Genomic DNA, 24509 nt, shown 5'->3' with positions numbered 1-24509 from the left:
ATGTGCCACAGGGGCCAATAAAAAACGCCGCGGGCTGAGAAGCCAACGGCGTTTTCTGTTGCTGCAATCCGCTTAAACGGTATGCAGGTACCAGTTGTACTCAAGGTCGGAGATGGAGTGTTCGAACTCCTCCAGCTCGCTTTCCTTACAGGCGACGAAGATATCGATGTATTTAGGATCGATGTACTTGGCCATCACCTCGCTGTCGTCCAGCTCGCGCAGGGCATCGCGCAAGTTGTTCGGCAGGCTCTGCTCGTTCTGCTCGTAGCTGTTGCCTTCGACCGGAGCCCCCGGTTCGATCTTGTTGACCAGACCGTGGTGCACGCCCGCCAGGACCGAAGCCATCAGCAGGTACGGGTTGGCGTCGGCGCCGGCCACGCGGTGTTCCAGACGGACCGCGTCGGCGGAGCCGGTCGGTACGCGCAGGGCCACGGTGCGGTTGTCCAGGCCCCAGCTCGGCGAGTTCGGCACGTAGAACTGCGCACCGAAACGACGGTAGGAGTTGACGTTCGGGCAGAGGAAAGCCATCTGCGCGGGCAGGGTCTCGAGCACACCGCCGATCGCGTGACGCAGCGCGGCGTTCTGCTCGGGATCCTCGCTGGCAAAAATGTTTTTGCCTTGCTTGTCCAGAATCGAAATGTGGACGTGCAGACCGTTGCCTGCCTGACCCGGGTACGGCTTGGCCATGAAGGTGGTGTCCATTTCATGGTCGTAGGCGATGTTCTTGATCAGACGCTTGAGCAGGACCGCGTAGTCGCACGCCTTGATCGGGTCGGCGACATGATGCAGGTTCACTTCGAACTGCGCCGGGGCACTTTCCTTGACGATGGCGTCGGCCGGAATACCTTGCTCTTTCGCACCTTCCAGAATGTCCTGAAGGCAGTCGACGTATTCGTCGAGGTCGTCGATCAGGTAGACCTGAGTCGAGTGCGGACGTTTACCGGAAACCGGCGAGCGTGGCGGTTGCGGACGACCGTTCACGTTCTCCTGGTCAATCAGGTAGAACTCGAGTTCGAACGCGGCGCAGATGGTCAGGCCCAACTCGTCGAACTTGCGCACCACGTTAGCCAACACTTCTCGCGGGTCGGCGAAGAACGGCTGGCCTTCGAGTTCGTGCATGGTCATCAACAGTTGCGCGGTAGGGCGCTTCTGCCATGGCTCGTTGCACAGGGTGTCGGGGATTGGATAGCAGATACGATCGGCGTCGCCGATGTCCAGGCCCAGGCCGGTGCTTTCCACCGTCGAACCATTGATATCCAGAGCAAATAGAGAGGCCGGCAGGTTGATGCCTTTCTCGTAAACCTTGTGGAGGCTGGTGCGTTCGATGCGCTTGCCGCGCACCACACCATTCATATCCGCAATCAGAAGGTCAACGTACAGAACCTCAGGATGTTCCTTAAGGAACGCGTTCGCTTCGTTAAGCTGAACGGCACGCGGGGGTACCGACATGATGCAACACCTTTGTTGTTAAAAATATCAATCATTGATCTTTTCTGGTTTCAGTCAACCCGAACGGCCTGCCGAAGTCAAGCGAGGCCTTTTTTGCCCTGAAAAAGCGCCACGAGGGCATTTATGGGGCACTTTGGGGCATTTTTTTATCCGTGGAGGACGCGCCACCCGCAGGCTTGAGCAGGCCGTGTTGTATTTTTTACGGGGGTGTTGTGTAAAAAAATGAACAAGGCTAAGCTCGGGTCAAACCCATAACAGCAATAATACCGGGGTGCTTCATGTCTCGCCTGCCGTTAATCGGCGTCACCGACTGCTCCTTGCAGTCCGGTCTGCATGCTTATCACATCAGTGGCGACACGTCCGTCCGCAGCGCAGCCAGCAAGGCTCGCAGCCTGCCAGCGTTGTCTCTGTCCACGGCAGATCAGGCGGCAACGTCCGATATTCTGGACGCACGCGAAGGCATCCTCTTTAGCGGTTCTCCTCTCAATATAGATCTCTTTCCTCGTTCCGGCCTGCACCGCGCCCGTCGCTGTGCCCGTGATTCTGCGCGTCCGGGATGTGCACAGGAAATGCAACGCCAGCGTAAAGGGCAGGTAAGCTCCTCCTTCATTGTCTATGCGCGGTGCCTGGCGTAAGCCGGTACTGCGCGCAAGCAAGCCCCCTTAACGCGACGCCCCCGTGCGTCAAACTTGCCTGACACACGTCAGGAGACTCAGCCCAGAGGCATTTATGAGTAACAACCTCGACCAGCTCACCGATTGGTTGAAAGACCACAAGATCACAGAAGTCGAATGCATGATCGGCGACTTGACCGGTATCACCCGGGGCAAGATCTCGCCGACCAACAAGTTCATCGCCGAAAAAGGCATGCGCCTGCCAGAGAGCGTTCTGTTGCAGACCGTGACCGGCGACTACGTCGAAGACGACATCTATTACGAACTGCTCGACCCGGCCGACATCGACATGATCTGCCGCCCCGACCAGAACGCGGTGTACCTGGTGCCATGGGCCATCGAGCCGACCGCCCAGGTGATCCACGACACCTACGACAAGCAAGGCAACCCGATCGAGCTGTCGCCGCGCAACGTCCTCAAGAAAGTCCTGAAACTCTATGCCGACAAAGGCTGGCAGCCGATCGTGGCGCCGGAAATGGAGTTCTACCTGACCAAGCGCAGCGACGACCCTGACTATCCGTTGCAGCCGCCAGTCGGCCGTTCCGGGCGTCCGGAAATCGGTCGTCAGTCGTTCTCCATCGAAGCGGCGAACGAATTCGATCCGCTGTTCGAAGACGTCTACGACTGGTGCGAATTGCAGGAGCTGGACCTCGACACGCTGATCCACGAGGACGGCACCGCGCAGATGGAAATCAACTTCCGTCACGGCGACGCCTTGTCCCTGGCCGACCAGATCCTGGTGTTCAAGCGCACCATGCGTGAGGCCGCCCTCAAGCACAACGTGGCCGCGACCTTCATGGCCAAGCCGATGACCGGTGAGCCGGGCAGTGCGATGCACCTGCACCAGAGCATCATCGACATCGAGACCGGCAAGAACGTGTTCTCCAACGAAGACGGGACCATGAGCCAACTGTTTCTGCACCACATCGGTGGCCTGCAGAAACTGATCCCGGAATTGCTGCCGCTGTTCGCACCGAACGTCAACTCGTTCCGCCGCTTCCTGCCGGACACCTCCGCGCCGGTGAACGTGGAGTGGGGCGAAGAAAACCGCACCGTGGGCCTGCGCGTACCGGATGCCGGCCCGCAGAACCGTCGGGTGGAGAACCGCCTGCCGGGCGCCGACGCCAACCCGTACCTGGCGATTGCCGCGAGCCTGCTCTGCGGCTACATCGGCATGGTCGAGGGCCTGAACCCGAGCGCGCCGGTCGTGGGCCGTGGTTACGAGCGCCGCAACCTGCGCCTGCCGCTGACCATCGAAGACGCGCTGGAGCGTATGGAAAACAGCGCAACCATCGAGAAATACCTGGGCAAGACTTTCATCACCGGCTACGTCGCGGTCAAGCGGGCCGAGCATGAAAACTTCAAGCGCGTGATCAGTTCCTGGGAGCGTGAGTACCTGCTCTTCGCCGTCTGATACGCCGGGCGCGGTGGCCAGCCGCCGCGCCTTCACCGATAACAAGGAGAATTGGCATGACCAGCAACAACCCGCAAACCCGTGAGTGGCAAGCCCTCAGCAGCGATCACCACCTGGCCCCGTTCAGCGACTTCAAGCAGTTGAAAGAAAAGGGTCCACGGATCATCACCAACGCCAAGGGCGTGTACCTGTGGGACAGCGAGGGCAACAAGATCCTCGATGGCATGGCGGGTCTGTGGTGTGTGGCGATCGGTTATGGGCGCGATGAGCTGGCCGATGCGGCCGCCAAGCAAATGCGCGAGCTGCCTTACTACAACCTGTTCTTCCAGACCGCGCACCCGCCGGCGCTGGAACTGGCCAAGGCCATCGCCGACGTGGCGCCGGAAGGCATGAACCATGTGTTCTTCACCGGTTCCGGCTCCGAAGGCAACGACACCATGCTGCGCATGGTTCGCCACTACTGGGCGATCAAGGGCCAGCCGAACAAGAAAGTCATCATCAGCCGCAAGAACGGCTACCACGGCTCCACCGTGGCCGGCGCCAGCCTGGGCGGCATGACCTATATGCACGAGCAGGGCGACTTGCCGATTCCGGGCATCGTCCACATCGCCCAGCCGTACTGGTTCGCCGAAGGCGGCGACATGACCCCGGAAGAATTCGGGATCTGGGCCGCCAATCAGCTGGAAGAAAAGATTCTCGAAGTCGGCGTCGACAACGTCGGTGCCTTCATTGCCGAGCCGATCCAGGGCGCCGGCGGCGTGATCATTCCGCCAGACACCTACTGGCCGCGCATCAAGGAAATCCTCGCCAAGTACGACATCCTGTTCGTGGCGGATGAAGTGATCTGCGGTTTTGGCCGCACCGGTCAATGGTTCGGCAGCGATTTCTACGACCTCAAGCCCGACATGATGACCATCGCCAAAGGCCTGACGTCCGGCTACATCCCGATGGGTGGCCTGATCGTGCGTGACGAAGTGGTGGCGGTGCTCAACGAGGGTGGCGATTTCAACCACGGCTTCACCTACTCCGGTCACCCGGTGGCGGCGGCGGTGGGTCTGGAAAACATCCGGATTCTGCGCGACGAAAAAATTATCGAAAACGCACACAACGAAACGGCACCGTATTTGCAGAAACGTCTGCGCGAGCTGAACGATCACCCGTTGGTGGGGGAAGTGCGCGGAGTCGGTCTGCTGGGGGCGATCGAGCTGGTGCAGGACAAGGCCACTCGCAAGCGCTACGAAGGCAAGGGTGTGGGCATGATCTGCCGTCAGTTCTGCTTCGACAACGGGCTGATCATGCGCGCTGTGGGCGACACCATGATCATTGCGCCGCCGCTGGTGATCAGCAAGGCGGAGATCGATGAGCTGGTGACCAAGGCGCGCAAGTGCCTGGATCTGACCCTCAGTGCATTGCAGGGCTAAGTGCTAGGCTCTGAGCGATGGAGCTGTTGCGCTGTCGCTCGGAGCTGTCAGAAAGGCTGGTCTTTTCTTGAAAGACCGCCTCGTATCTTGCCAGACTAGCCGCGGTTCCAGTTGTCCGGGTTCGGCCGCTGAACAAAGTGGTTCAAAAAAGAAAAATTTGGAGCATGACGCATGAAGGCATTAGGTAAAAAGCTTGCTGGCAAGACTCTTCTGGCCCTGTCCGTCGCGGGCATGATGGCGGGCGCGGTTCACGCGGACGACAAAGTGCTGCACGTCTACAACTGGTCCGACTACATCGCTCCGGACACCATCGCGAACTTCGAGAAAGAGTCGGGGATCAAGGTCGTCTACGACGTGTTCGACTCCAACGAAACCCTGGAAGCCAAGCTGCTGGCGGGCAAGTCCGGCTACGACGTGGTCGTGCCGTCGAACAACTTCCTGGCCAAGCAGATCAAGGCCGGCGTTTACCAGGAGCTGGACACCTCCAAGCTGCCTAACTGGAAGAACCTGAACCAGGACCTGCTCAAGGCCGTGTCGGTCAGCGACCCGGGCAACAAGCACGCCTTCCCGTACATGTGGGGCTCGATCGGCATCGGCTACAACCCTGAGAAGGTCAAGGCTGCGCTGGGCGTCGACACCATCGATTCCTGGGACGTTCTGCTCAAGCCTGAAAACATCGCCAAGCTCAAGGGCTGCGGCGTGAGCTTCCTCGATTCGCCGACCGAAATGCTCCCGGTCGCGCTGCACTACCTGGGCCTGCCAACCGACACCCAGAAGAAAGAAGACATCAAGAAAGCCGAGGACCTGTTCCTCAAGATTCGTCCATCGATCACCTACTTCCACTCCTCCAAGTACATCTCGGACCTGGCCAACGGCAACATCTGCGTAGCGGTCGGCTACTCGGGTGACGTGCAGCAGGCCAAGTCCCGTGCCGCCGAGGCCGGTGACAAGGTGAAAGTCAGCTACGCGATTCCGAAGGAAGGCGCAGGCAGCTTCTTCGACATGGTCGCCATTCCGAAGGATGCCGAAAACGTTGAAGGCGCCTACAAGTTCATGACCTTCCTGCAGAAGCCTGAAGTCATGGCCGGCATCACCAACGCCGTACGTTTCCCGAACGGTAACGCTGCTGCAACGCCGCTGGTGAATAAAGACATCACCAGCGACCCGGGCATCTACCCGCCAGCCGATGTACAGGCCAAGCTGTATGCGATCGCCGATTTGCCGGCCGCTACCCAGCGCGATATGACCCGCAGCTGGACCAAGATCAAATCCGGTAAATAAGCCGGTTTGAAGCCGCAACCGCTGGCCGTCGCGTTCGCAAGGACGGCCAGCGGTGCAATTAAATGACAGAAAGTTTTGCTGCAACGGTTTTTCGAAGGTAAGTTGCGCGCCGGTTTTGTTGCCGGGCAACCGTGACTGTCATGCAGCGCGGGGCAACTTGGGCCCAACTAAATTAGAGGACCTCCACTTGCCTATTTTTTCTTCTTTGCGCAATGCCCTGCTGGCCGCTGCCGGCCTGACGTTCGCTGTCGGTGCCCAAGCCGCCGGTACTGTGCATATTTATAACTGGTCGGATTACATCGGCGAGACCACCCTGGCCGATTTCCAGAAAGAAACCGGGATCAAACCGGTCTACGACGTATTCGACTCCAACGAAACCCTGGAGGGCAAACTGCTCGCCGGGCGTACCGGTTACGACGTGGTCGTGCCGTCGAACCACTTCCTTGGCAAGCAGATCAAGGCGGGCGCGTTCCAGAAACTCGACAAGGCGCAGCTGCCGAACTATTCCAACCTCGACCCGGTGCTGCTCAAACGCCTGGAACAGAACGATCCGGGCAACCTGTACGCGGTGCCGTACCTGTGGGGCACCAACGGCATCGGCTACAACGTCGATAAAGTGAAAGCCGTACTCGGCGTCGACAAGATCGACTCCTGGAGCGTGCTGTTCGAGCCCGAGAACATCAAGAAGCTGCACAGCTGCGGCGTGGCGTTCCTCGATTCGGCCGATGAAATGATGCCGACCGTGCTCAACTACATGGGCCTGAACGCCAACAGCACCGATCCCAAGGATTACGAGAAGGCCACGGCCAAGTTGCTGGCAGTGCGTCCGTACGTGACCTACTTCCACTCCTCGAAATACATCGGCGATCTGGCCAACGGCGATATCTGCGTGGCCATCGGTTTCTCCGGCGACATCTTCCAGGCCAAGCACCGTGCCGAAGAAGCCAAGAAAGGCGTGAACATCGCCTACGCCATCCCGAAAGAGGGCGGCGCGCTCTGGTTCGACATGCTGGCGATTCCGAAGGACTCGTCCAACGTCAAAGAGGCCCACGCCTTCATCAACTATTTGCTGAAACCTGAGGTGATCGCCCAGGTCAGTGATTACGTCGGTTACGCCAACCCCAACCCGGGTTCGGACAAGCTGATGGAGCAGTCCATTCGCACCGACGAAGCGGTTTATCCACCGCAGGCCGTCCTCGACAAGACTTACGTGTCGGTCGAGTTGCCACCCAATATTCAGCGTTTGATGACCCGCAGCTGGACCAAGGTCAAGTCGGGTAAATAGCTTCAACGTACAAACTATCCTGGGTTCGTCTTGCGTGGGCGAACTGCACTCTTTTTTCTGGGAGTTTCGTAAATGGCAGTTGCCTCCGGCGCCTATAAGAAAGCCCTCGAGGGCGACCAGACACCTAAGCAGGTGCTGGTTAAAATCGACCGGGTCACGAAGAAGTTCGACGAGACGGTTGCCGTGGACGATGTGTCCCTGGAAATCAAGAAGGGCGAGATCTTCGCCCTGCTCGGCGGTTCGGGATCGGGCAAATCCACTCTGCTGCGGATGCTGGCAGGGTTTGAAAGGCCCACGGAGGGGCGCATTTTCCTCGACGGCGTCGACATCACCGACATGCCGCCGTACGAGCGACCGATCAACATGATGTTCCAGTCGTACGCTCTGTTCCCGCACATGACCGTGGCACAGAACATCGCGTTCGGCCTGCAACAGGACAAGATTCCCAAGGCCGAGATCGACGCCCGCGTGGCCGAGATGCTCAAGCTGGTGCAGATGAGCCAGTACGCCAAGCGCAAGCCGCATCAGTTGTCCGGCGGCCAGCGTCAGCGTGTGGCACTGGCGCGTTCGCTGGCCAAGCGGCCGAAGCTGTTGCTGCTCGACGAGCCGATGGGCGCACTGGACAAGAAACTGCGTTCACAGATGCAGCTTGAGCTGGTTGAGATCATCGAGCGCGTGGGTGTGACCTGCGTGATGGTGACCCACGACCAGGAAGAGGCCATGACCATGGCCGAGCGCATCGCGATCATGCACCTGGGCTGGATCGCCCAGATCGGCAGCCCGATCGACATCTACGAAACCCCGACCAGCCGCCTGGTCTGCGAATTCATCGGCAACGTGAACATCTTCGAAGGCGAAGTGATCGACGACGCCGAAGGCCACGCGACCATCGTCTGCAAGGACCTCGACCGGCAGATCTACGTCGGCCACGGCATCAGCACTTCGGTGCAGGACAAGTCCGTGACCTACGCGATCCGTCCGGAAAAACTGCTGGTCACCGCCGAAATGCCGACCTGCGAGTACAACTGGTCCAGCGGCAAGGTGCACGACATCGCCTACCTCGGCGGGCACTCGGTGTTCTACGTCGAATTGCCGAGCGGCAAACTGGTGCAGTCGTTCGTGGCCAACGCCGAACGCCGTGGCGCACGTCCGACCTGGGGTGATCAGGTCTACGTGTACTGGGAAGATGACAGCGGCGTGGTACTTCGCTCATGAACATGCGCAAATTCAAACGCCGGCTCAATCGAATAATTCCCGGTGGCCGCCAACTGGTCATCGGGGTTCCGTTCATCTGGCTGTTCCTGTTCTTCATGCTGCCGTTCTTCATCGTTCTGAAGATCAGCTTCGCCGAAGCCGACGTGGCCATCCCGCCGTACACCGAGATCTACAGCTTCGTTGACCAGAAGCTGCAAGTGCTGCTGAACCTGGGCAACTACGCGATGCTCGGCGACGACGAGTTATACATCGCCGCGTACCTCGGCTCGTTGAAGATGGCGTTTTTCAGCACCATCCTCTGCCTGCTGATCGGCTACCCGATGGCCTACGCCATCGCCAGCGCCCGCAAAGAGCTGCAAACGGTGCTGGTGCTGCTGATCATGATGCCGACCTGGACCGCGATCCTGATCCGCGTTTACGCGTGGATGGGCATCCTCAGCAACAACGGCCTGCTCAACGGTTTCCTGATGAGCATGGGCTTCATCGACGAGCCGCTGCAGATCCTCAACACCAACCTCGCGGTGTACATCGGCGTCGTCTATTCGTACCTGCCGTTCATGATCCTGCCGCTGTACGCCAACCTGGTGAAGCACGATCAAAGCCTGCTGGAAGCGGCTTCCGACCTGGGTTCGAGCACCTTCAACAGCTTCTGGAAAATCACTATTCCGCTGTCCAAGAACGGGATCATCGCCGGCTGCATGCTGGTGTTCATCCCGGTGGTGGGCGAGTTCGTGATCCCGGAACTGCTCGGCGGTCCGGAAACCCTGATGATCGGTAAAGTGCTCTGGCAAGAGTTCTTCAACAACCGTGACTGGCCGGTGGCGTCCGCCCTGGCGGTGGTGATGTTGGCGATCCTGATCGTGCCGATCATCCTGTTCAACCGCAGTCAGGCCAAGGAAATGGAGGGTAAAGAATGAAGCGCTTCCGTTTCTCCAGCCTGATGCTGGTGCTCGGCCTGTTGTTCATCTACCTGCCGATGCTGATCCTGGTGATCTACTCGTTCAACGCCTCGAAGCTGGTGACGGTGTGGGGCGGCTGGTCGATCAAGTGGTACGTCGGCCTGCTCGACAACACCCAACTGATGGGCTCGGTGGTGCGCTCGCTGGAAATCGCCTGCTACACCGCCGTCGCGGCAGTGGCGCTGGGTACGCTGGCGGCATTCGTCTTGACCCGCATCACCCGCTTCAAGGGCCGTACGCTGTTCGGCGGTCTGGTGACTGCGCCGCTGGTCATGCCTGAGGTGATTACCGGTCTGTCGCTGTTGCTGCTGTTCGTGGCCATGGCGCAGATGATCGGCTGGCCGCAGGAGCGTGGCATCGTCACCATCTGGATCGCCCACACCACGTTCTGTGCGGCGTATGTGGCGGTGGTGGTGTCGGCGCGTCTGCGTGAGCTGGACCTGTCGATTGAAGAGGCCGCGATGGACCTCGGCGCACGGCCGTGGAAGGTGTTCTTCCTGATCACCATCCCGATGATCGCGCCGTCGCTGGCGGCGGGCGGCATGATGTCGTTCGCCCTGTCGCTGGACGACCTGGTGCTGGCGAGCTTCGTGTCCGGCCCGGGTTCGACGACCTTGCCGATGGAAGTGTTCTCGGCGGTGCGTCTGGGCGTGAAACCCGAGATCAACGCCGTGGCCAGCCTGATTCTGTTGGCGGTGTCGCTGGTGACCTTCATGGTCTGGTTCTTCAGCCGCCGCGCCGAAGAAGCGCGTCGCAAGGCGATCCAGCAAGCCATCGAAGAAAGCGCTGCCGATTCGTGGAAGCAACCGGACGTGCGCCGGGCGCAGACGCCGGAAGCGGCGTAAGCCAGTGGGGTTGATCACAGCTCTGTGATTAACCTCAAATCCTGTGGGAGCGGGCTTGCCCGCGATGACGTCATCACAGTCAACTGCAATGTTGAATGTCAGACCGCCATCGCGGGCAAGCCCGCTCCCACATTTGGTTTTACGCAGTCCAGGGAGAACTGCGGATGACTTCAACGAAGTTCATCGGCTTGAACCCCGGCGCCTGATCTTTCAGCACATCGGTCTTCACATTGCCGAACGTCGTCTGCGGGCGATGACGCAAGCCATCGGCAAACGCGCAGATGATGCACTCCTTGAAACCCTCGCCCCGCGGGTGCGCATGCACCACCGCCTCACGCTGCACAGTGGTGAACGCGGCGTAATCCATGCCCAGCACATCCATCTCGACGCCTGCCGTCACCAGCGCCACGGTCGGACGCAGATGCTTCGGCACACCCGGCGTGGTGTGCAGGGCGATCGACAACCAGACTTGTTCGATGTCGTCGTCGCTCAGCCCGTAAGGCTTGAGAAACGTCGCTGCCGCGTTGGCGCCATCGACTTCGAAACGTTCGTCATCGCTGCGGTGACCTTCGACCAGACCCAGGTCGTGGAACATCGCGCCGACGTACAACAGCTCCGGATCGTAGGCCAGTTGCTGGCGTTCGCCGCTCAAGGCCCCGAACAGAAATACCCGGCGCGAGTGGTGGTAAAGAAGGTCGGATTCGATGTCGCGGATGTACTCGGTGGTGGCCCGGGCGAGGGCGCTGTCGGGGATCTGGATACCGGCGATGGTCGTGGTCATGTTGAGCTTCCTCGTCGAAAACGCCGTCGCGGCGCTGATGGGGAAAGTCTGTTCCCGGGGGCAAAACCGGACAATCGATCCATGGCTGCGATCCTTGCCATTCCACCTGCAAATCGTGCCAGCTCGCTTCTGCGACGAGGATTGGCTAGGGTTGGCGCTGATCCGCCATTCCCCGGGAGCCGACATCGCCATGAACAAAACCGTCGCCATTGTGGTGTTCCCCGGCGTGCAGTCGCTGGACGTCAGCGGGCCCATGGACGTGTTCGCCGAGGCCAACCGCTTCCTGGCGCCGGAAGATCATTACCGACTCGAAGTGATCGGCGTCGAGCGTGGGTTGATGCCGTGTTCCAACGGGTTGACCCTGAGTGCTCATCGGCATTTCAGCGAAGTGTCGCAGGGTTACGATTTGTTGCTGGTGGCCGGTGGGCCGCAGTTGCCGTTCCTGGATTTCGGCGAGGCGTTCGATGCGTGGTTGCGTGAGGCCTGCGGGCGGGCGCGGCGATTCGGCTCGATCTGCAACGGTGCGTTTATGCTGGCCCGTGCGGGGTTGCTGGACGGGCATACGGTCACCACCCACTGGAATGACGCCGAGGCGCTGGCGCAGTTGTGCCCGTCGAGCCGGGTCGAGGCCGATCGGTTGTATGTCGAGGACGGTCAGCTCTACACCTCGGCGGGGGTGACGGCGGGGATCGATCTGTCGCTCTATCTGCTGGCGCGTGATCACGGTTCCGAGGTCGCGTTGAGCGTGGCCAAGCGGCTGGTGGTGTTTACCCAGCGCTCGGGCGGGCAGTCGCAGTTCAGCCCGTTCCTCACACCGCATGCAGAACCGACGTCGGCGGTGGCGATGGTGCAGCTGTATGTGCTGGCCAATCTTACCGGCGACCTGACCATCGCCGATCTGGCGAATGCGGCGAACATGAGCGCGCGGAATTTCTCCCGGGTGTTTGCTCGCGAAGCGAAAGTCACCCCGGCGGAATTCGTCGAGCGTGCGCGGGTGGATGCGGCGCGGGTGATGCTCGAAAGCACCACGGCGCCGCTCAAGACCGTGGCATATCAGTGTGGGTTTCGTGATGCGCAGCATATGCGCGGTGTGTTTAACCGGCGGTTGGGGGTGACGGCGCAGCAGTTTCGGTTGAATTTTGCGGCGATGGTTTGAGTGGTGATCGGCTTTGGATCGCTACCCCTCACCCCAGCCCTCTCCCCCTGGGAGAGGGAGCCGATAGGGGGATATTGGGGAGATACGCCGACCTGAACGAACTTGGCTGAATCCATAATCGACTCCGATCATTCAGGTCGATGTATGACGCAAGACACCTCGGTCGGCTCCCAGAATCTGCCGTCAACCCCTAATTTGATTTTTCTATCAGTCGATATCAAAAAGCCCGCTTATATATAGACGCAACACCAGCGAATGCGCAGTATATTGCCCATCACTCAGTTAATGCCTTCTACTGCCTTTACTATCGGACGATGCCGCGCAATGAACGACCAACCCCGCAGTCTTGTATCCATCCTGTTTCCGGTTGGCCTGATATTGATTGCCATGGCATCAATCCAGTCAGGCGCCTCTCTGGCCAAAAGCATGTTCCCCATCGTGGGCGCCCAAGGTACAACCACGCTACGCCTGATGTTCGCCAGCGTGATCATGGTGCTACTGCTGAGACCCTGGAAGGCAAAGCTGACGGCCAAATCGCTGCGCACCGTGATCGTGTATGGGATGGCGCTGGGCGGCATGAACTTTCTCTTCTATATGTCCTTACGCACTGTGCCGCTCGGCATTGCGGTTGCGCTGGAGTTCACCGGGCCGCTGGCCGTAGCCATCTACGCATCCCGTCGTGCAATCGACTTTCTCTGGATTGCCCTCGCCGCAGTCGGATTGCTGCTATTGATACCAACAGGTGCGACGACAGCGGGCCTCGACCTTACCGGTGTGGCCTATGCGCTTGGCGCTGGTGTTTGCTGGGCGCTTTACATTCTCTTCGGCCAGAAGGCCGGCGCTGACAACGGCGTGACGACCGCAGCACTGGGCGTGATGATCGCAGCACTGTTCGTTGCCCCCATTGGCATCGTCCACGCAGGTGCCGCGTTGCTGACGCCTTCGCTGATCCCGATAGCCATCGGTGTCGCCATTCTCTCCACGGCCCTGCCTTATACCCTGGAAATGATCGCCCTCACCCGCATGCCAGCCCGCACCTTCGGCACGCTGATGAGTATCGAGCCGGCATTTGGTGCTCTATCAGGGCTGCTATTCCTGCAGGAATACCTTTCTTTGTCACAATGGATGGCGATCCTGTGCATTATCCTGGCTTCCGTCGGTGCAACCATGACCATGGGCAGCCATGCCAAGCCCGTGATTGCGGCGGATTGAAAGCGGTTGTAACGAAGGTCTGGTATTTGCCGCTCATTTAGGCCATGTTTAGCTTCGCAACTCAGTGCCAGATATGGACTTTTTCGGATAGGGACATCGGAACGCATCAAGCGAGAGCGAATGCAGGCAGACCCGAGCGTCAGACTCGAGGCCGCCATAAGGACGGTAATGAAACGAATTTTGATACTGATCGCCGTGCTCGCCGTTGCGGGATGCGCGGCAACCTCCAAGACTCAGGTAAAGCACGGCAAAAAAGGGCTGCATATCAACTGTTCAGGACTCTCATCTTCCTGGGACAAGTGTTACACCAGTGCCGCCAACTCCTGTGCGCCGAAGGGTTATAAAGTCATCGCCAAATCCGGGGATGCGGTGGAGGAGCCGGGTGATTATCCCTTTGGTCTCAACCCCGCCGGCTATACCAGCCGAAGCATGATCGTCATCTGCAAATAAACCGCCGCCGCTATTGTGCTCGCTGAACGGCGAGCTGGCGGCCGATCTCTTCGTGACTGGATTCCAGCACCCGCTGCTGAACTTGTGGGGACGCCAGCATTCGCGCAACCACCAACGCCCCGACACATTGCGACAGAATGGCCCAGGCCAGGCTGTCGCTCTCCAGAATTTGCGCCCAACTTTCCTGAAGCCGACAAATCCATAGCTCAGCCTGTTCCCGCACAACGACATCCGACCGCGCAATCTCGGCACCTAACGCAGGTAATGCGCAACCCAGCTCAGGTTGCTCGACATGCGCCATGTTCAGATACAGCTTCAGGCATCGCTCCAACCGCTCACGATCCTGCTCCCCCCGCCCACCAAGCCGATCCAGGCTCTGACACAACTCGCGCTCGACGATAGCGGCGAACAAAGCGTCCTTGGACGAGAAATGACTGTAGAACGCCGCACCGCTCAGGCCGATCGTCTTCATCAGGCCATCAACACCCATCGTTGAAAAACCGCTTTTTTTCGCGGACAGCGAGCTGCTTTGCAGCAGCTTTTCTTTGGTTTCAAGCTTGTGACCGGCGGAGTACCGCATGCATTCATCCTCGCAATTGACTGCCTTGACGCTGAGCAAATCCTAGCATAACGTTCGTTCACTTAACGATCGTTTACTAAAGGGATCCACCCATGAATAACAAGAAGGTCGTATTGGTTGTCGGTGCAGGTGATGCCACGGGTGGCGCCATCGCCAGGCGGTTCGCCAAAGAAGGTTTCATCGCTTGCGTCACACGGCGCAGCGCCGACAAATTGCAGCCGTTGGTGGAAGCCATTCAGGCGGACGGCGGCGAAGCCCACGGTTTTGCCTGCGATGCGCGGAAGGAAGAAGACGTCATTGCACTGATCGAAGATATCGAAACCCGTCTCGGGCCGATTGAAGCGTTTGTTTTCAACATCGGGGCCAACGTGCCTTGCAGCATTCTCGAAGAAACTGCACGCAAGTATTTCAAGATCTGGGAAATGGCTTGTTTCTCAGGGTTCCTCAATGCTCGCGAAGTGGCCAAGCGAATGGTCACCCGCCAGCGCGGCACCATTCTGTTCACCGGAGCTACCGCCGGGCTACGAGGCGCCTCCGGTTTTGCCGCATTTGCCGGGGCCAAGCACGGCATCCGCGCACTGGCGCAAAGCATGGCCAGAGAACTCGGCCCGATGAACATTCACGTTGCCCACATCGTGGTCGACGGTGCCATCGATACCGACTTTATCCGCAGCAATTTCCCCGACAAATACGCAACCAAGGATCAGGACGGTATTCTCAATCCCGAGCACATCGCCGAGAACTATTGGTACCTGCACAGCCAGCCAAGGGACGCCTGGTCTTTCGAGCTGGATCTGCGCCCCTGGAACGAACGCTGGTAATCCCTTCCAATAACAACAATGAGTGCAGCGAACATGAGCAAAACCGTGGAGTTCTACTTCGACCTCGGCAGCCCCGCCACCTATCTCGCGTACACCCAACTGCCAGGAATCTGCGCCGAAACCGGCAGCCAGTTGATCTATATCCCGATGCTGCTGGGCGGCGTATTCAAGGCCACAGGCAATGCGTCACCGGCGATGATCCCGGCCAAGGGCCGCTACATGTTTCAGGATCTGGACCGCTACGCCAAACGCTACGACGTGCCCCTGAAATTCAATCCCCATTTTCCGATCAATACCCTGATGTTGATGCGAGCGGTGACCGGCATTCAATTGCGGCACCCGGAGCGCTTCCTCGCGTTCATCGACTGCCTGTTCAAAGCGCTTTGGGTTGATGGCCGCGGTCTCGATGAACCGACAACGGTCGCAGCGGTGCTGACCGAACACGGTTTCAATCCTGAGCAGGTACTGGCACTGACCAATGATGAAGCGGTCAAGACTACCCTCAAGGACAACACCGAGACAGCCGTCAAGCGTGGAGTCTTCGGCGCGCCGAGCATGTTCATCGGCAACCAGTTGTTCTTCGGTCAGGATCGTCTCGACTTCGTTGAAGAAGCCCTGCGCTAGATCTCTACCACCAGGCGCCCATGAACTGCTTTCGATGAAAGCAGCTCATGGGCCTCGCCAGCGGACTCCAGCGTGAACCGACGCGCATCGAGCAGTGGCTTCACCTCTCCAGCTTCGATCAACAAGGCTACCTGGCGCAGGATCTCACCATGGTGCTCGCCACCCTTTCCCGTCAGCAGCGGCAACAAGGTAAACACGCCAGAGTAGGTCGCCCCCCGGAAGGACAGCGGCGCCAGACTATGCTCCCCCCACCCGAGGCAACTCAACACATGTCCGTGGTATATCCGCGCAGCCTTGAACGACGCATCCAGCGTTTCACCGCCCACCGTGTCATAAACAATATCGAAACCCTCCCCGGCCGCGTACTCACGGACATAGTCCTCGACCGACATCTCACGGTAATCAATGAACGTCGCGCCATAACCTTCAATAATTCCGCGTTGCCCTGCGGACCCCGTCGCAAAAACCTCGGCACCGAGCGCCCGGGCGATTTGCACTGCCACATGTCCGACACCGCCCGCACCACCGTGAATCAATACCTTTTGCCCAGCCCTTACCCGAGCCCGATCCACCAGGCCTTCCCAGGCAGTAATCAGCACCAACGGTAAACCTGCGGCTTCGCGCATGCTCAGATTGACCGGTTTACGCGCCAAAAGCCGCGCATCAACCGCCGCAAAATCGGCCAGCGAACCCTGCACACCTCCAATGCCGGTTGCCAACGCATAAACTTCATCGCCCGGCGCCCAGCCCTGCACGCCCTCACCTACCGCTTCGATCACCCCCGCCAGATCCAGCCCCAACACCGCCGGCAGCGGTTGTCGCGCATGAGCGGCCTGCCCCGCACGGATTTTCAGGTCCAGCGGATTCACACCGCTGGCCTTGATCCGCACCAACACCTGTCCGGCACCCGCCACGGGGCGTTCAAGGGAAACCAAGCGTAGCGGAGCGTTGGCGGTGTCCACTATCAGCGCGCGCATGTGCATTGAGTCAGTCATTTCGGTCAATCCTGTGGGAGAAAGTGAAGCCATGTTCCCGCAACAGATCCATGCCGATAAGACGCCAAATGACTATAGTGATCATGCCAAAACGGCATGAATGAGGCGTTTCATGGACAAGCTCAACGCAATGGCCATCTTCGTCCGGGTGGTCGAACGCGGCAGTTTCTCCGCCGTTGCCCGGGAACTGCACACCACCCAGCCGACCATCAGCAAAGTCCTGCGTGCCCTTGAGAGCCAACTGGGCGGTAAGCTGATTGCCCGCAGCACACGCAAGTTGTCACTGACAGATGAGGGTCAGCGGTACTACAACGAATGCCGAAATATCCTCGCGGCCGTGGATGCAGCCGAACACAGCTTCCAGTCTGGCAGGGAAGCGGTTGCCGGATCGTTGCGAATTGGCTCCTCAGTGAGCTTCGGTCGGCTACAGATCGCCTCGCGCCTGCCCGGTTTTCTTGAGCGCTACCCGCAAGTGCAGATTGACCTGCATCTGAACGACCAGAACCTGGATCTTGTCAACGAAGGCCTGGATGTCAGCCTGCGCATTGGCGAGTTGAACGACAGCGGCATGATCGCCCGTCGAGTCGGCACCACCCATCGCGTCAGCGTCGCAGCACCTGCTTATCTGCAACGCTATGAACATCCGCAATCACCGCAGGATCTTGCGCAGCACAACTGCCTGCAATTCAACCTGCTCGAATCGCAAAACCTGTGGACTTACGAAAAGGACGGCCAACGCCACGAGGTACGCATCACAGGCAATGCCCAGAGCAACAACTCCGAGGCCATCCGCGAAATGGTATTGGGAGGATTGGGGATTTCGCTGTCACCTGTCTGGCTGTTCAGTGACGATTTGAAGGCCGGTCGAGTGGTTGCCCTGTTGCAGGATTACCAGACCCGATCACTGCCGATACACGCCGTGTCCCCGGCGAACCGTCGCCAGTCCGCCAGGGTCAACGCGTTTGTCGATTACATGACCCAGGCGCTGGCTGCAGCGCCCGAGCTTCAACCTTTTAAATAGCGGCAGTACGCGTGTTCAGCCATTCCAGGGCCGCGCCATCCAGCAACGGGCTCAAACGCTCGCGCACCTCGGCGTGATAGGCATTGAACCACTCCTTCTCTTCCTGCGTCAGCAACGACGGCTCCAGGCAGCGAGTGTCGATTGGGCACAGGGTCAGAGTTTCGAACTTGAGGAATTCGCCGAACTCGCTGCTTCCAGCCAGGACGTTCATCGCCAGGTTCTCGATGCGCACACCCCAGCGACCTGGACGATAAGTACCCGGCTCGATGGAAGTGATCATTCCCAGCTGCATGGCGGTTTGCGGCGCCGGCGCAGCCTGATAGGCGATCACCTGCGGACCTTCGTGAACATTGAGGAAATAACCCACACCGTGACCGGTGCCATGGCCGTAATCCACGTTTTCAGCCCAGATCGGCGCACGGGCAATCGCGTCCAGCAACGGCGACAGAATGCCTTTCGGGAATTGCGCACGGGACAAGGCAATCACGCCTTTCAAGACGCGGGTGCAGTCACGTTTCTGTTCTTCGCTCGGCGTACCAACGGCCACCATGCGGGTGATGTCAGTGGTACCGCCCAGGTATTGGCCACCAGAGTCGATCAGCAGCAAGCCGTCGCCCTCGATCACCGCGTGTTCTTCCGGGGTGGCGTGGTAGTGCGGCATCGCGCCGTTGGCGTTGTACGCAGCGATGGTGTTGAAACTCAGCGATACATAATCCGGGCGACGCTCACGGGCCGCCGTGAGTTTCTCGTCGATGGTCAGCTCGGTAATGCGCTCGCGCCCCCAGGCCGATTCCAGCCAGGTGAAGAACTCGCACAGCGCCGCGCCGTCCTGCTCCATCGCCTGACGGATGTGCTCGGCATCCGCCGGGCTTTTTTGTGATTTGGCCAACGTAGTCGGGTTCAGGCCTTCGACCAGTTTCACGCCACTGTCGAGGTTGCCCAGCAGACCGCTGGTCACCCGCGCCGGATCCACAAGCAGGCTTACGCCGTTCGGGATCGCAGCCAAAGCGTCAGCGACTTCGCTGTAGTCGCGCAAGGTCACGCCATCTTTTTCCAGCACCGCACGCAGCTGCGCGTCGACCTTGCTCAAGGCCACAAACAGCATGGCTTGTTGCTGGCTGATCAACGCAAAGGAAACGAACACCGGGTTGAACGACACATCGCCGCCACGCAGGTTGAACAGCCAGGCGATGTCGTCGAGGGTGGCGATGAAGTGCCAATCGGCGCCGCGTTCCTGCAGGGTTTCACGCAGCTGGGCGAGTTTCTCGCCACGGCTGACGGTCGCCTGCGGCGGCAAATGTTGATAGATCGGCGCTTTCGGCAGGCCCGGACGGTCGCTCCAGACTTCGTTCAACAAGTCGAGGTCGGTACGCAGGCTAGCGCCCCGCGCTTCGAGCTTGCTACCCAGGGTCCGCGCCGACGCCACGGCCATTACTGCGCCGTCGACCGCGACCACGCCACCTTCCGGCGTCTGCTCGGCCAGCCAGTCCAGCGGGCTCGGTTGACCCGGTTGCAACTTGACCAGCTCGATGCCGCTGCCCTTGAGCTCCTTGGTCGCCTGTTCCCAGTAACGACTGTCGGCCCAGACCCCGGCGAAATCAGTGGTGACAATCAATGTCCCCACCGAGCCATGAAAACCCGACAACCATTGCCGCCCCTGCCAATAACCCGGCAGGTATTCCGACAAGTGCGGGTCCGCGGACGGCACCAGCAGTGCGTGGATGCCTTCGCGACGCATCAGTTCGCGGGTGTGCGCCAGGCGCTGGGGAACCGTTCCTTCGGTCAAAGTCTGGGTACTCATCGTGTCTCCTGCCAATCACTTCATCGTTATTGTTCGGTGCCGTTCGAAGCCGGCTCGTTAAAGCCCTGTCGCCCAGAATGCCGGAGCACTGGCGCAGGCGGTCTTGATCAGATCTACAGCGTTGTCGATGTCTTCGGCGGTAGTGAAACGGCCGAGGCTCAGACGAATGGTGCGGCCGGCCAAATGCGCATCGTGCCCCAATGCCAGTAGCACGTGAGACGGTGTGTTGCTGGCGGAGTTGCAGGCCGAGGTCGCGGAAAACGCGATCGAATGGCTCAGCGCAGCCGGGTTGAACTCGCCTTCACTGAAGGTCAGGCTCAGGGTGTGCGGAATACGTTGAGTGCTGCTGCCATTGAGGCGCACGCCGGGCAGGCTCAACAGTTGTCCGAGCAGTCGATCGCGCAACGCGACGATGGTTTTCTTCTCGCCTTCAAAGGCTTCAGCGGCCAGGGCAAATGCCGAGCCCATGGCAGCGATCTGATGCGTCGCCAGCGTACCGGAACGCAAGCCGCCCTCGTGGCCGCCACCGTGAATCTGCGCCTGCAAGCGCTGTTGCGCACGTGGGCCGACGTACAGCGCGCCGATCCCTTTGGGGCCATAGAGCTTGTGTGCCGAGAACGACATCAGGTCCACCGGCCATTGCGCCAGATCGATCGCGACCTTGCCGGCGCCCTGGGCCGCATCGACGTGGAATAGCGCCCCGCGTCCACGCACCACTTCGCCGATGGCCGGGATGTCGTTGACGGTGCCGAGTTCGTTGTTGACCAGCATCAGCGACACCAGAAAGGTGTCGTCGCGCATCGCTTCGCTGACTGCTTGCGGCGTGATCAGGCCCTCGGCGTCCGGCACCAGATAGGTCACGGCGACACCGGCGTCCTGCAATTGCCGGGCGGTGTCGAGGATGGCTTTGTGTTCAATCTGACTGGTGATGATGTGCCCGCCGGACACACCACGGGCCTGCGCCACGCCTTTGAGGGCGAGGTTGTTGGACTCAGTCGCACCGGAAGTCCAGACAATCTGTTGCGCCTGGGCGCCGACCAGGTCGGCCACTTGCTGCCGGGCGTTCTCGACGGTTTTTCGTGCCTGCTGGCCGAAGGCGTGGGAACTGGAAGCCGGGTTGCCGAAGTTACCGTTGAACCCCAGACACTCGACCATCACCTTGATGACCCGCTCGTCCACCGGGGTGGTGGCGGCGTAATCGAAATACAGCGGACGTTCATTCATAAAAAGACTCGCAGAGCGTGTTCCGGGATCAGGAAGCTCGTGTCTACAAACGGCACGGCGCAGCCTTGTGAGCTGCGCCCGGGTTCGAGAGCGTCATCAATACCTGATCGGATGCCGTTAAAGAAGTAGGGCTTCATTTAAAAGTGCGTAGGAACGCTCCTGAACGCGACTTTAACAGGCATCGGGCCGGCGGTTGTAGCACTGCGTCAGCTAAAGCTTTCAAGGAGTAACGGATACAGCGAAATCACCAGCAGCGCCGCCATGCCCCAGTTGAACACCCGCAACCAGCGACGATCCTTGAGCACATTGCGCAGCAAGGTGCCGCACGCCGCCCAGACGCCGACACTCGGCAGGTTGATGACGGCGAACACTGCCGCGATCACGATCACATTGGTGAAGTAACCCTGCATCGGCGTGTAGGTGCTGATGGCACCAATGGCCATGATCCACGCCTTGGGATTGACCCACTGAAAAGCTGCCGCGCCGAGGTAGCTGATCGGCTTCGCCTCGCCTGACTCACTTTCGCCGACCGGGCCGGAGTGAGCGATTTTCCACGCCAGGTACAGCAAGTACGCCGCGCCGACGTAACGCAGAACCGTATAAAGCAGCGGATAAGTCTGAAACACCGCGCCCAGCCCGAAACCCACTGCCACCACCAGCACGAAGAAACCGCAGGTAATGCCAAGCATATGGGGAATGGTGCGGTGAAAGCCGAAATTCACGCCCGATGCCAGCAACATGGTGTTGTTCGGCCCCGGTGTAATCGAGGTGACAAGCGCAAACAGGGCAAAGCCCAGCAACAGGTCGATCGAGAGGGTCATGGCAGGCAGTCCGTCAGGGTCATTCAGGTGTTGACCCTATCCCACGGCGCCGTGCAAACCCACGGACAGTTGGGTAAAACTTCAAGCAGTACAGTTGCGGATCAGCTAGGACGACCGTGCAGCTGTATGGTCCGCTCCGCACTCATTTCACCCTTGTTATCAAACCCGAAAGTCTTCTGCGGCTGGCCGAGCAGTAGGGCTTTCTTCGCGTGGTATTCCTCGAACGACAAGCCGCTGCGGTTCAGGCTTTCCAGCGCCAGTTCGCGGGTTTCTTCCACCGTGTAAGGACGCAGTTCCGGGGATACGTGGCTCGCGCAACCGGCGAGAACAGAGACAGCGAGCATCAGGGAAACAGTCAGTAAACGATTCATGGGAGCGTCCTGGCGAGCAGTGTGGGTCGATGGAGAAAGGCTACGCCCGGGCACGCTTCGGCAGAAATCAACGCTCTCAATAGTGGCTATCAGGATTCGAGCGGGTCAGGCGCCAATATTCACAAAAGATCTATCAATATCAATTAACAATCTTTTACGGAATAACAGTCAGCCTTTATAAATCCTTCATCGCGTTCGGCACTGTTGCTCCAGCAACTGTTTCCCAGGCAACAGCGGTTCAACAAACCGGCCTGAAAGTCACATGAGCACAGCCCCCGACAACGCTAAAAACCCCGGAATACGGGCCTTACAGGAATTGGTACAGCGCTTGCTCTACTCCGGTGACTACTCACTGCTCGCCGAGCAACTGTTGAAAAAGGAACTGACCATGTCGCGTCCACTGAAAGTCGTCGCCCTGTCCGGCGGAACCTGGCGTCCGTCCCGCACCCTGGTGCTGACCCAGGCCCTGCTGACCGAATTGTCCGGGCACTTGCCGGTCGAGAGTCATCTGATCGAACTCGGTGACATCGCCCGCCCGCTCGGCGCCGCGTTGTCCCGTCAGGAACTTCCGGCCGAGATCGAAGCCGAGTTGCAAGCCATCGAACAGGCTGACCTGTTGATCGTCGCGGCGCCGGTATATCGCGGTTCCTATCCGGGGCTGCTAAAGCACTTGTTCGACCTGATCGATCTCAATGCGCTGATCGACACCCCTGTACTGCTTGCCGCCACCGGTGGCAGTGAACGTCATGCGCTGGTCCTCGATCATCAGTTGCGCCCGCTGTTCAGTTTCTTCCAGGCCGTGACCCTGCCGATCGGTGTGTACGCCACCGAAGCCGATTTCGCCGACTACCAGATCACCAGCGAACCGCTCAAGGCGCGCATCCGTCTGGCCGCCGAACGCGCCGCGCCGCTGTTCGGCACACACATCAAACCTTTGCTGAAAATCGCCTGAGGAGCTGTTCATGGATGTTTTCTGGTTCCTCCCGACCCACGGCGACGGTCACTATCTGGGCACCACCCAAGGCGCGCGCCCGGTCACCCTCAACTACCTGAAACAAGTGGCGCAAGCCGCTGACAGCCTCGGTTACCACGGCGTGCTGATTCCCACCGGGCGTTCCTGCGAAGATTCGTGGGTGATCGCCTCGGCGCTGGTGCCGCTGACCGAACGCCTGCGTTATCTGGTGGCGATCCGTCCGGGGATCATCTCGCCGACCGTTTCGGCGCGCATGGCCGCAACCCTTGATCGACTGTCCAATGGCCGCTTGCTGATCAACGTCGTGACCGGCGGTGACCCGGACGAGAACCGTGGCGACGGCAGTTTCCTCAGCCACAGCGAACGCTACGAAGTCACCGACGAATTCCTCAAGATCTGGCGCCGCGTGTTGCAAGGCGAGGCGGTGGATTTCGAAGGCAAACACCTGAAGGTGCAGAACGCCAAGGCACTCTATCCGCCGGTGCAGAAACCTTATCCGCCGCTGTACTTCGGCGGTTCCTCCGACGCGGCCCACGATCTGGCCGCCGAGCAGGTCGACGTGTACCTGACCTGGGGCGAACCACCGGCCGCCGTCGCCGAGAAACTCGCCGATGTACGTGAGCGCGCAGCCCGTCACGGACGCAAGGTGAAGTTCGGCATTCGCCTGCATGTGATCGTGCGCGAGACCGCCGAAGAAGCCTGGAAAGCCGCCGACAAACTGATCGAGCACATCAGCGACGAAACCATCGAGGCCGCGCAGAAATCCTTCTCGCGCTTCGACTCCGAAGGCCAGCGGCGCATGGCTGCTTTGCACGACGGGCGCCGCGACAACCTGGAAATCGCCCCCAACCTGTGGGCCGGCGTCGGCCTGGTGCGCGGCGGTGCCGGCACCGCACTGGTCGGCGATCCGCAACAAGTGGCGGCGCGAATCAAGGAATACGCAGATCTCGGCATCGAGAGCTTCATCTTCTCCGGTTACCCGCATCTCGAAGAGGCCTACCGCTTTGCCGAGCTGGTGTTCCCGCTGTTGCCCGAACCGTATGCAAGTCTGGCCGGACGCGGCGTGACCAACCTCACCGGGCCGTTCGGCGAAATGATCGCCAACGATGTACTGCCCGCCAAAGCCAACGCCTGAG

At 59.9% G+C, this 24509-nt stretch carries 23 protein-coding genes and 1 pseudogene; 16 read left to right on the top strand and 8 right to left on the bottom strand.

From position 1 onward, the window contains the following. Positions 1 to 72 precede the first annotated feature (72 nt). A complete protein-coding gene (locus tag JJN09_RS18535; RefSeq protein ID WP_249482983.1) occupies positions 73 to 1449 on the bottom strand; it encodes a glutamine synthetase family protein in 1377 nt (458 codons plus the stop codon). Positions 1450 to 1727: 278 nt separating this feature from the next. Here JJN09_RS18535 and JJN09_RS29730 point away from each other — a divergent pair. The 8 genes and pseudogenes from JJN09_RS29730 to JJN09_RS18495 all read left to right on the top strand — a co-directional run. Then, positions 1728 to 1949 (top strand): annotated as a pseudogene (locus tag JJN09_RS29730) (gamma-glutamyl-gamma-aminobutyrate hydrolase family protein); the annotation flags it as partial. Between the two features lie 229 nt (positions 1950 to 2178). Then, entirely contained in the window at positions 2179 to 3537 is a 1359-nt protein-coding gene (locus JJN09_RS18525) for a glutamine synthetase family protein (protein ID WP_096817456.1), read from the top strand. A 56-nt stretch (positions 3538 to 3593) separates the two neighbouring features. After that, on the top strand, positions 3594 to 4958 hold the full coding sequence (locus tag JJN09_RS18520; protein WP_249482981.1) for an aspartate aminotransferase family protein: 1365 nt from the start codon (positions 3594 to 3596) through the stop codon (positions 4956 to 4958). Positions 4959 to 5129: 171 nt separating this feature from the next. Further along, positions 5130 to 6239: a polyamine ABC transporter substrate-binding protein gene (locus tag JJN09_RS18515; protein ID WP_249482980.1), complete on the top strand. Its 1110-nt coding sequence runs from the start codon at positions 5130 to 5132 to the stop codon at positions 6237 to 6239. A 187-nt stretch (positions 6240 to 6426) separates the two neighbouring features. Then, positions 6427 to 7524, top strand: a complete 1098-nt coding sequence (locus JJN09_RS18510) for a polyamine ABC transporter substrate-binding protein (RefSeq protein WP_302851896.1) — start codon at positions 6427 to 6429, stop codon at positions 7522 to 7524. A 72-nt stretch (positions 7525 to 7596) separates the two neighbouring features. After that, positions 7597 to 8739: an ABC transporter ATP-binding protein gene (gene potA, locus JJN09_RS18505; protein WP_249482979.1), complete on the top strand. Its 1143-nt coding sequence runs from the start codon at positions 7597 to 7599 to the stop codon at positions 8737 to 8739. 35 nt (positions 8740 to 8774) lie between these two features. Beyond that, positions 8775 to 9656, top strand: coding sequence for an ABC transporter permease subunit (locus JJN09_RS18500; protein ID WP_249490823.1), 882 nt, complete (start codon positions 8775 to 8777; stop codon positions 9654 to 9656). Next, on the top strand, positions 9653 to 10543 hold the full coding sequence (locus tag JJN09_RS18495) for an ABC transporter permease subunit (RefSeq protein WP_249482978.1): 891 nt from the start codon (positions 9653 to 9655) through the stop codon (positions 10541 to 10543). Before JJN09_RS18500 ends, JJN09_RS18495 begins: the two co-directional genes overlap by 4 nt. Positions 10544 to 10682: 139 nt before the next feature. Here JJN09_RS18495 and JJN09_RS18490 read toward each other — a convergent pair whose 3' ends face one another. Then, positions 10683 to 11324, bottom strand: a complete 642-nt coding sequence (locus JJN09_RS18490) for an HD domain-containing protein (RefSeq protein WP_249482977.1) — start codon at positions 11322 to 11324, stop codon at positions 10683 to 10685. A gap of 190 nt (positions 11325 to 11514) precedes the next feature. Between JJN09_RS18490 and JJN09_RS18485 the strand changes: the two genes are divergently transcribed. The 3 genes from JJN09_RS18485 (at position 11515) to JJN09_RS18475 (ending at position 14142) form a co-directional block, all read left to right on the top strand. Next, complete coding sequence (locus JJN09_RS18485; RefSeq protein ID WP_249482976.1) at positions 11515 to 12480, top strand: GlxA family transcriptional regulator; 966 nt, start codon at positions 11515 to 11517, stop codon at positions 12478 to 12480. Positions 12481 to 12804: 324 nt separating this feature from the next. Further along, on the top strand, positions 12805 to 13692 hold the full coding sequence (gene rhtA / locus JJN09_RS18480) for a threonine/homoserine exporter RhtA (RefSeq protein ID WP_249482975.1): 888 nt from the start codon (positions 12805 to 12807) through the stop codon (positions 13690 to 13692). A gap of 168 nt (positions 13693 to 13860) precedes the next feature. Beyond that, the gene (locus tag JJN09_RS18475) at positions 13861 to 14142 is read left to right on the top strand and encodes a hypothetical protein (protein ID WP_041069802.1); all 282 of its coding nucleotides are present in this window, start codon (positions 13861 to 13863) and stop codon (positions 14140 to 14142) included. Between the two features lie 10 nt (positions 14143 to 14152). On the opposite strand, the gene JJN09_RS18470 is transcribed toward JJN09_RS18475, so the two are convergent. Beyond that, positions 14153 to 14722, bottom strand: a complete 570-nt coding sequence (locus JJN09_RS18470) for a TetR/AcrR family transcriptional regulator (RefSeq protein WP_249490822.1) — start codon at positions 14720 to 14722, stop codon at positions 14153 to 14155. A gap of 92 nt (positions 14723 to 14814) precedes the next feature. Here JJN09_RS18470 and JJN09_RS18465 point away from each other — a divergent pair, with 92 nt between their 5' ends. After that, positions 14815 to 15543: an SDR family oxidoreductase gene (locus JJN09_RS18465; protein ID WP_249482974.1), complete on the top strand. Its 729-nt coding sequence runs from the start codon at positions 14815 to 14817 to the stop codon at positions 15541 to 15543. A 33-nt stretch (positions 15544 to 15576) separates the two neighbouring features. Further along, the gene (locus JJN09_RS18460; RefSeq protein ID WP_249482973.1) at positions 15577 to 16167 is read left to right on the top strand and encodes a 2-hydroxychromene-2-carboxylate isomerase; all 591 of its coding nucleotides are present in this window, start codon (positions 15577 to 15579) and stop codon (positions 16165 to 16167) included. Here JJN09_RS18460 and JJN09_RS18455 read toward each other — a convergent pair. Then, positions 16164 to 17162 (bottom strand): zinc-dependent alcohol dehydrogenase family protein, encoded by a 999-nt coding sequence (locus tag JJN09_RS18455; protein WP_249482972.1) that lies wholly within the window; start codon positions 17160 to 17162, stop codon positions 16164 to 16166. The two genes, JJN09_RS18460 and JJN09_RS18455, sit on opposite strands and share 4 nt — an antisense overlap. Positions 17163 to 17274: 112 nt before the next feature. Here JJN09_RS18455 and JJN09_RS18450 point away from each other — a divergent pair, with 112 nt between their 5' ends. Continuing rightward, entirely contained in the window at positions 17275 to 18183 is a 909-nt protein-coding gene (locus JJN09_RS18450; RefSeq protein WP_249482971.1) for a LysR family transcriptional regulator, read from the top strand. Here the strand turns inward: JJN09_RS18450 and JJN09_RS18445 are convergent. From JJN09_RS18445 to JJN09_RS18430, 4 genes are all read right to left on the bottom strand, one after another. Further along, positions 18176 to 19984, bottom strand: a complete 1809-nt coding sequence (locus JJN09_RS18445) for an aminopeptidase P family protein (RefSeq protein ID WP_249482970.1) — start codon at positions 19982 to 19984, stop codon at positions 18176 to 18178. The two genes, JJN09_RS18450 and JJN09_RS18445, sit on opposite strands and share 8 nt — an antisense overlap. A 57-nt stretch (positions 19985 to 20041) precedes the next feature. Beyond that, positions 20042 to 21208 carry an aminotransferase class V-fold PLP-dependent enzyme gene (locus JJN09_RS18440; protein WP_249482969.1) on the bottom strand — a complete coding sequence of 389 codons (1167 nt, stop codon included), beginning with the start codon at positions 21206 to 21208 and terminating at the stop codon, positions 20042 to 20044. A 206-nt stretch (positions 21209 to 21414) separates the two neighbouring features. Beyond that, positions 21415 to 22029 (bottom strand): LysE family translocator, encoded by a 615-nt coding sequence (locus JJN09_RS18435; protein WP_249482968.1) that lies wholly within the window; start codon positions 22027 to 22029, stop codon positions 21415 to 21417. Between the two features lie 101 nt (positions 22030 to 22130). Next, entirely contained in the window at positions 22131 to 22400 is a 270-nt protein-coding gene (locus JJN09_RS18430) for a hypothetical protein (RefSeq protein ID WP_249482967.1), read from the bottom strand. A 388-nt stretch (positions 22401 to 22788) separates the two neighbouring features. Here JJN09_RS18430 and msuE point away from each other — a divergent pair, with 388 nt between their 5' ends. Together msuE and ssuD are read left to right on the top strand one after the other, a co-directional pair. Beyond that, on the top strand, positions 22789 to 23352 hold the full coding sequence (msuE, locus tag JJN09_RS18425; protein ID WP_119429794.1) for an FMN reductase: 564 nt from the start codon (positions 22789 to 22791) through the stop codon (positions 23350 to 23352). Positions 23353 to 23362: 10 nt separating this feature from the next. Further along, the gene (gene ssuD, locus JJN09_RS18420; RefSeq protein WP_007955828.1) at positions 23363 to 24508 is read left to right on the top strand and encodes an FMNH2-dependent alkanesulfonate monooxygenase; all 1146 of its coding nucleotides are present in this window, start codon (positions 23363 to 23365) and stop codon (positions 24506 to 24508) included. Position 24509: the final 1 nt, after the last annotated feature.

Origin of the sequence: Pseudomonas sp. HS6, assembly GCF_023375815.1 — a bacterium.
Classification (GTDB): Bacteria; Pseudomonadota; Gammaproteobacteria; order Pseudomonadales; family Pseudomonadaceae; genus Aquipseudomonas.
Note: the sequence above shows the minus strand (reverse complement) of the source record. Positions and strands in the feature narration are given on the sequence as shown.

Bases quoted from the DNA above. Each gene is read 5' to 3' on its own strand.
- JJN09_RS18535 (WP_249482983.1), bottom strand. From the start codon at position 1,449: ATGTCGGTACCCCCGCGTGCCGTTCAGCTTAACGAAGCGAACGCGTTC.
- JJN09_RS18525 (WP_096817456.1), top strand. From the start codon at position 2,179: ATGAGTAACAACCTCGACCAGCTCACCGATTGGTTGAAAGACCACAAG.
- JJN09_RS18520 (WP_249482981.1), top strand. From the start codon at position 3,594: ATGACCAGCAACAACCCGCAAACCCGTGAGTGGCAAGCCCTCAGCAGC.
- JJN09_RS18515 (WP_249482980.1), top strand. From the start codon at position 5,130: ATGAAGGCATTAGGTAAAAAGCTTGCTGGCAAGACTCTTCTGGCCCTG.
- potA (WP_249482979.1), top strand. From the start codon at position 7,597: ATGGCAGTTGCCTCCGGCGCCTATAAGAAAGCCCTCGAGGGCGACCAG.
- JJN09_RS18495 (WP_249482978.1), top strand. From the start codon at position 9,653: ATGAAGCGCTTCCGTTTCTCCAGCCTGATGCTGGTGCTCGGCCTGTTG.
- JJN09_RS18490 (WP_249482977.1), bottom strand. From the start codon at position 11,324: ATGACCACGACCATCGCCGGTATCCAGATCCCCGACAGCGCCCTCGCC.
- JJN09_RS18485 (WP_249482976.1), top strand. From the start codon at position 11,515: ATGAACAAAACCGTCGCCATTGTGGTGTTCCCCGGCGTGCAGTCGCTG.
- rhtA (WP_249482975.1), top strand. From the start codon at position 12,805: ATGAACGACCAACCCCGCAGTCTTGTATCCATCCTGTTTCCGGTTGGC.
- JJN09_RS18475 (WP_041069802.1), top strand. From the start codon at position 13,861: ATGAAACGAATTTTGATACTGATCGCCGTGCTCGCCGTTGCGGGATGC.
- JJN09_RS18470 (WP_249490822.1), bottom strand. From the start codon at position 14,722: ATGCGGTACTCCGCCGGTCACAAGCTTGAAACCAAAGAAAAGCTGCTG.
- JJN09_RS18465 (WP_249482974.1), top strand. From the start codon at position 14,815: ATGAATAACAAGAAGGTCGTATTGGTTGTCGGTGCAGGTGATGCCACG.
- JJN09_RS18460 (WP_249482973.1), top strand. From the start codon at position 15,577: ATGAGCAAAACCGTGGAGTTCTACTTCGACCTCGGCAGCCCCGCCACC.
- JJN09_RS18455 (WP_249482972.1), bottom strand. From the start codon at position 17,162: ATGACTGACTCAATGCACATGCGCGCGCTGATAGTGGACACCGCCAAC.
- JJN09_RS18450 (WP_249482971.1), top strand. From the start codon at position 17,275: ATGGACAAGCTCAACGCAATGGCCATCTTCGTCCGGGTGGTCGAACGC.
- JJN09_RS18445 (WP_249482970.1), bottom strand. From the start codon at position 19,984: ATGAGTACCCAGACTTTGACCGAAGGAACGGTTCCCCAGCGCCTGGCG.
- JJN09_RS18440 (WP_249482969.1), bottom strand. From the start codon at position 21,208: ATGAATGAACGTCCGCTGTATTTCGATTACGCCGCCACCACCCCGGTG.
- JJN09_RS18435 (WP_249482968.1), bottom strand. From the start codon at position 22,029: ATGACCCTCTCGATCGACCTGTTGCTGGGCTTTGCCCTGTTTGCGCTT.
- JJN09_RS18430 (WP_249482967.1), bottom strand. From the start codon at position 22,400: ATGAATCGTTTACTGACTGTTTCCCTGATGCTCGCTGTCTCTGTTCTC.
- msuE (WP_119429794.1), top strand. From the start codon at position 22,789: ATGTCGCGTCCACTGAAAGTCGTCGCCCTGTCCGGCGGAACCTGGCGT.
- ssuD (WP_007955828.1), top strand. From the start codon at position 23,363: ATGGATGTTTTCTGGTTCCTCCCGACCCACGGCGACGGTCACTATCTG.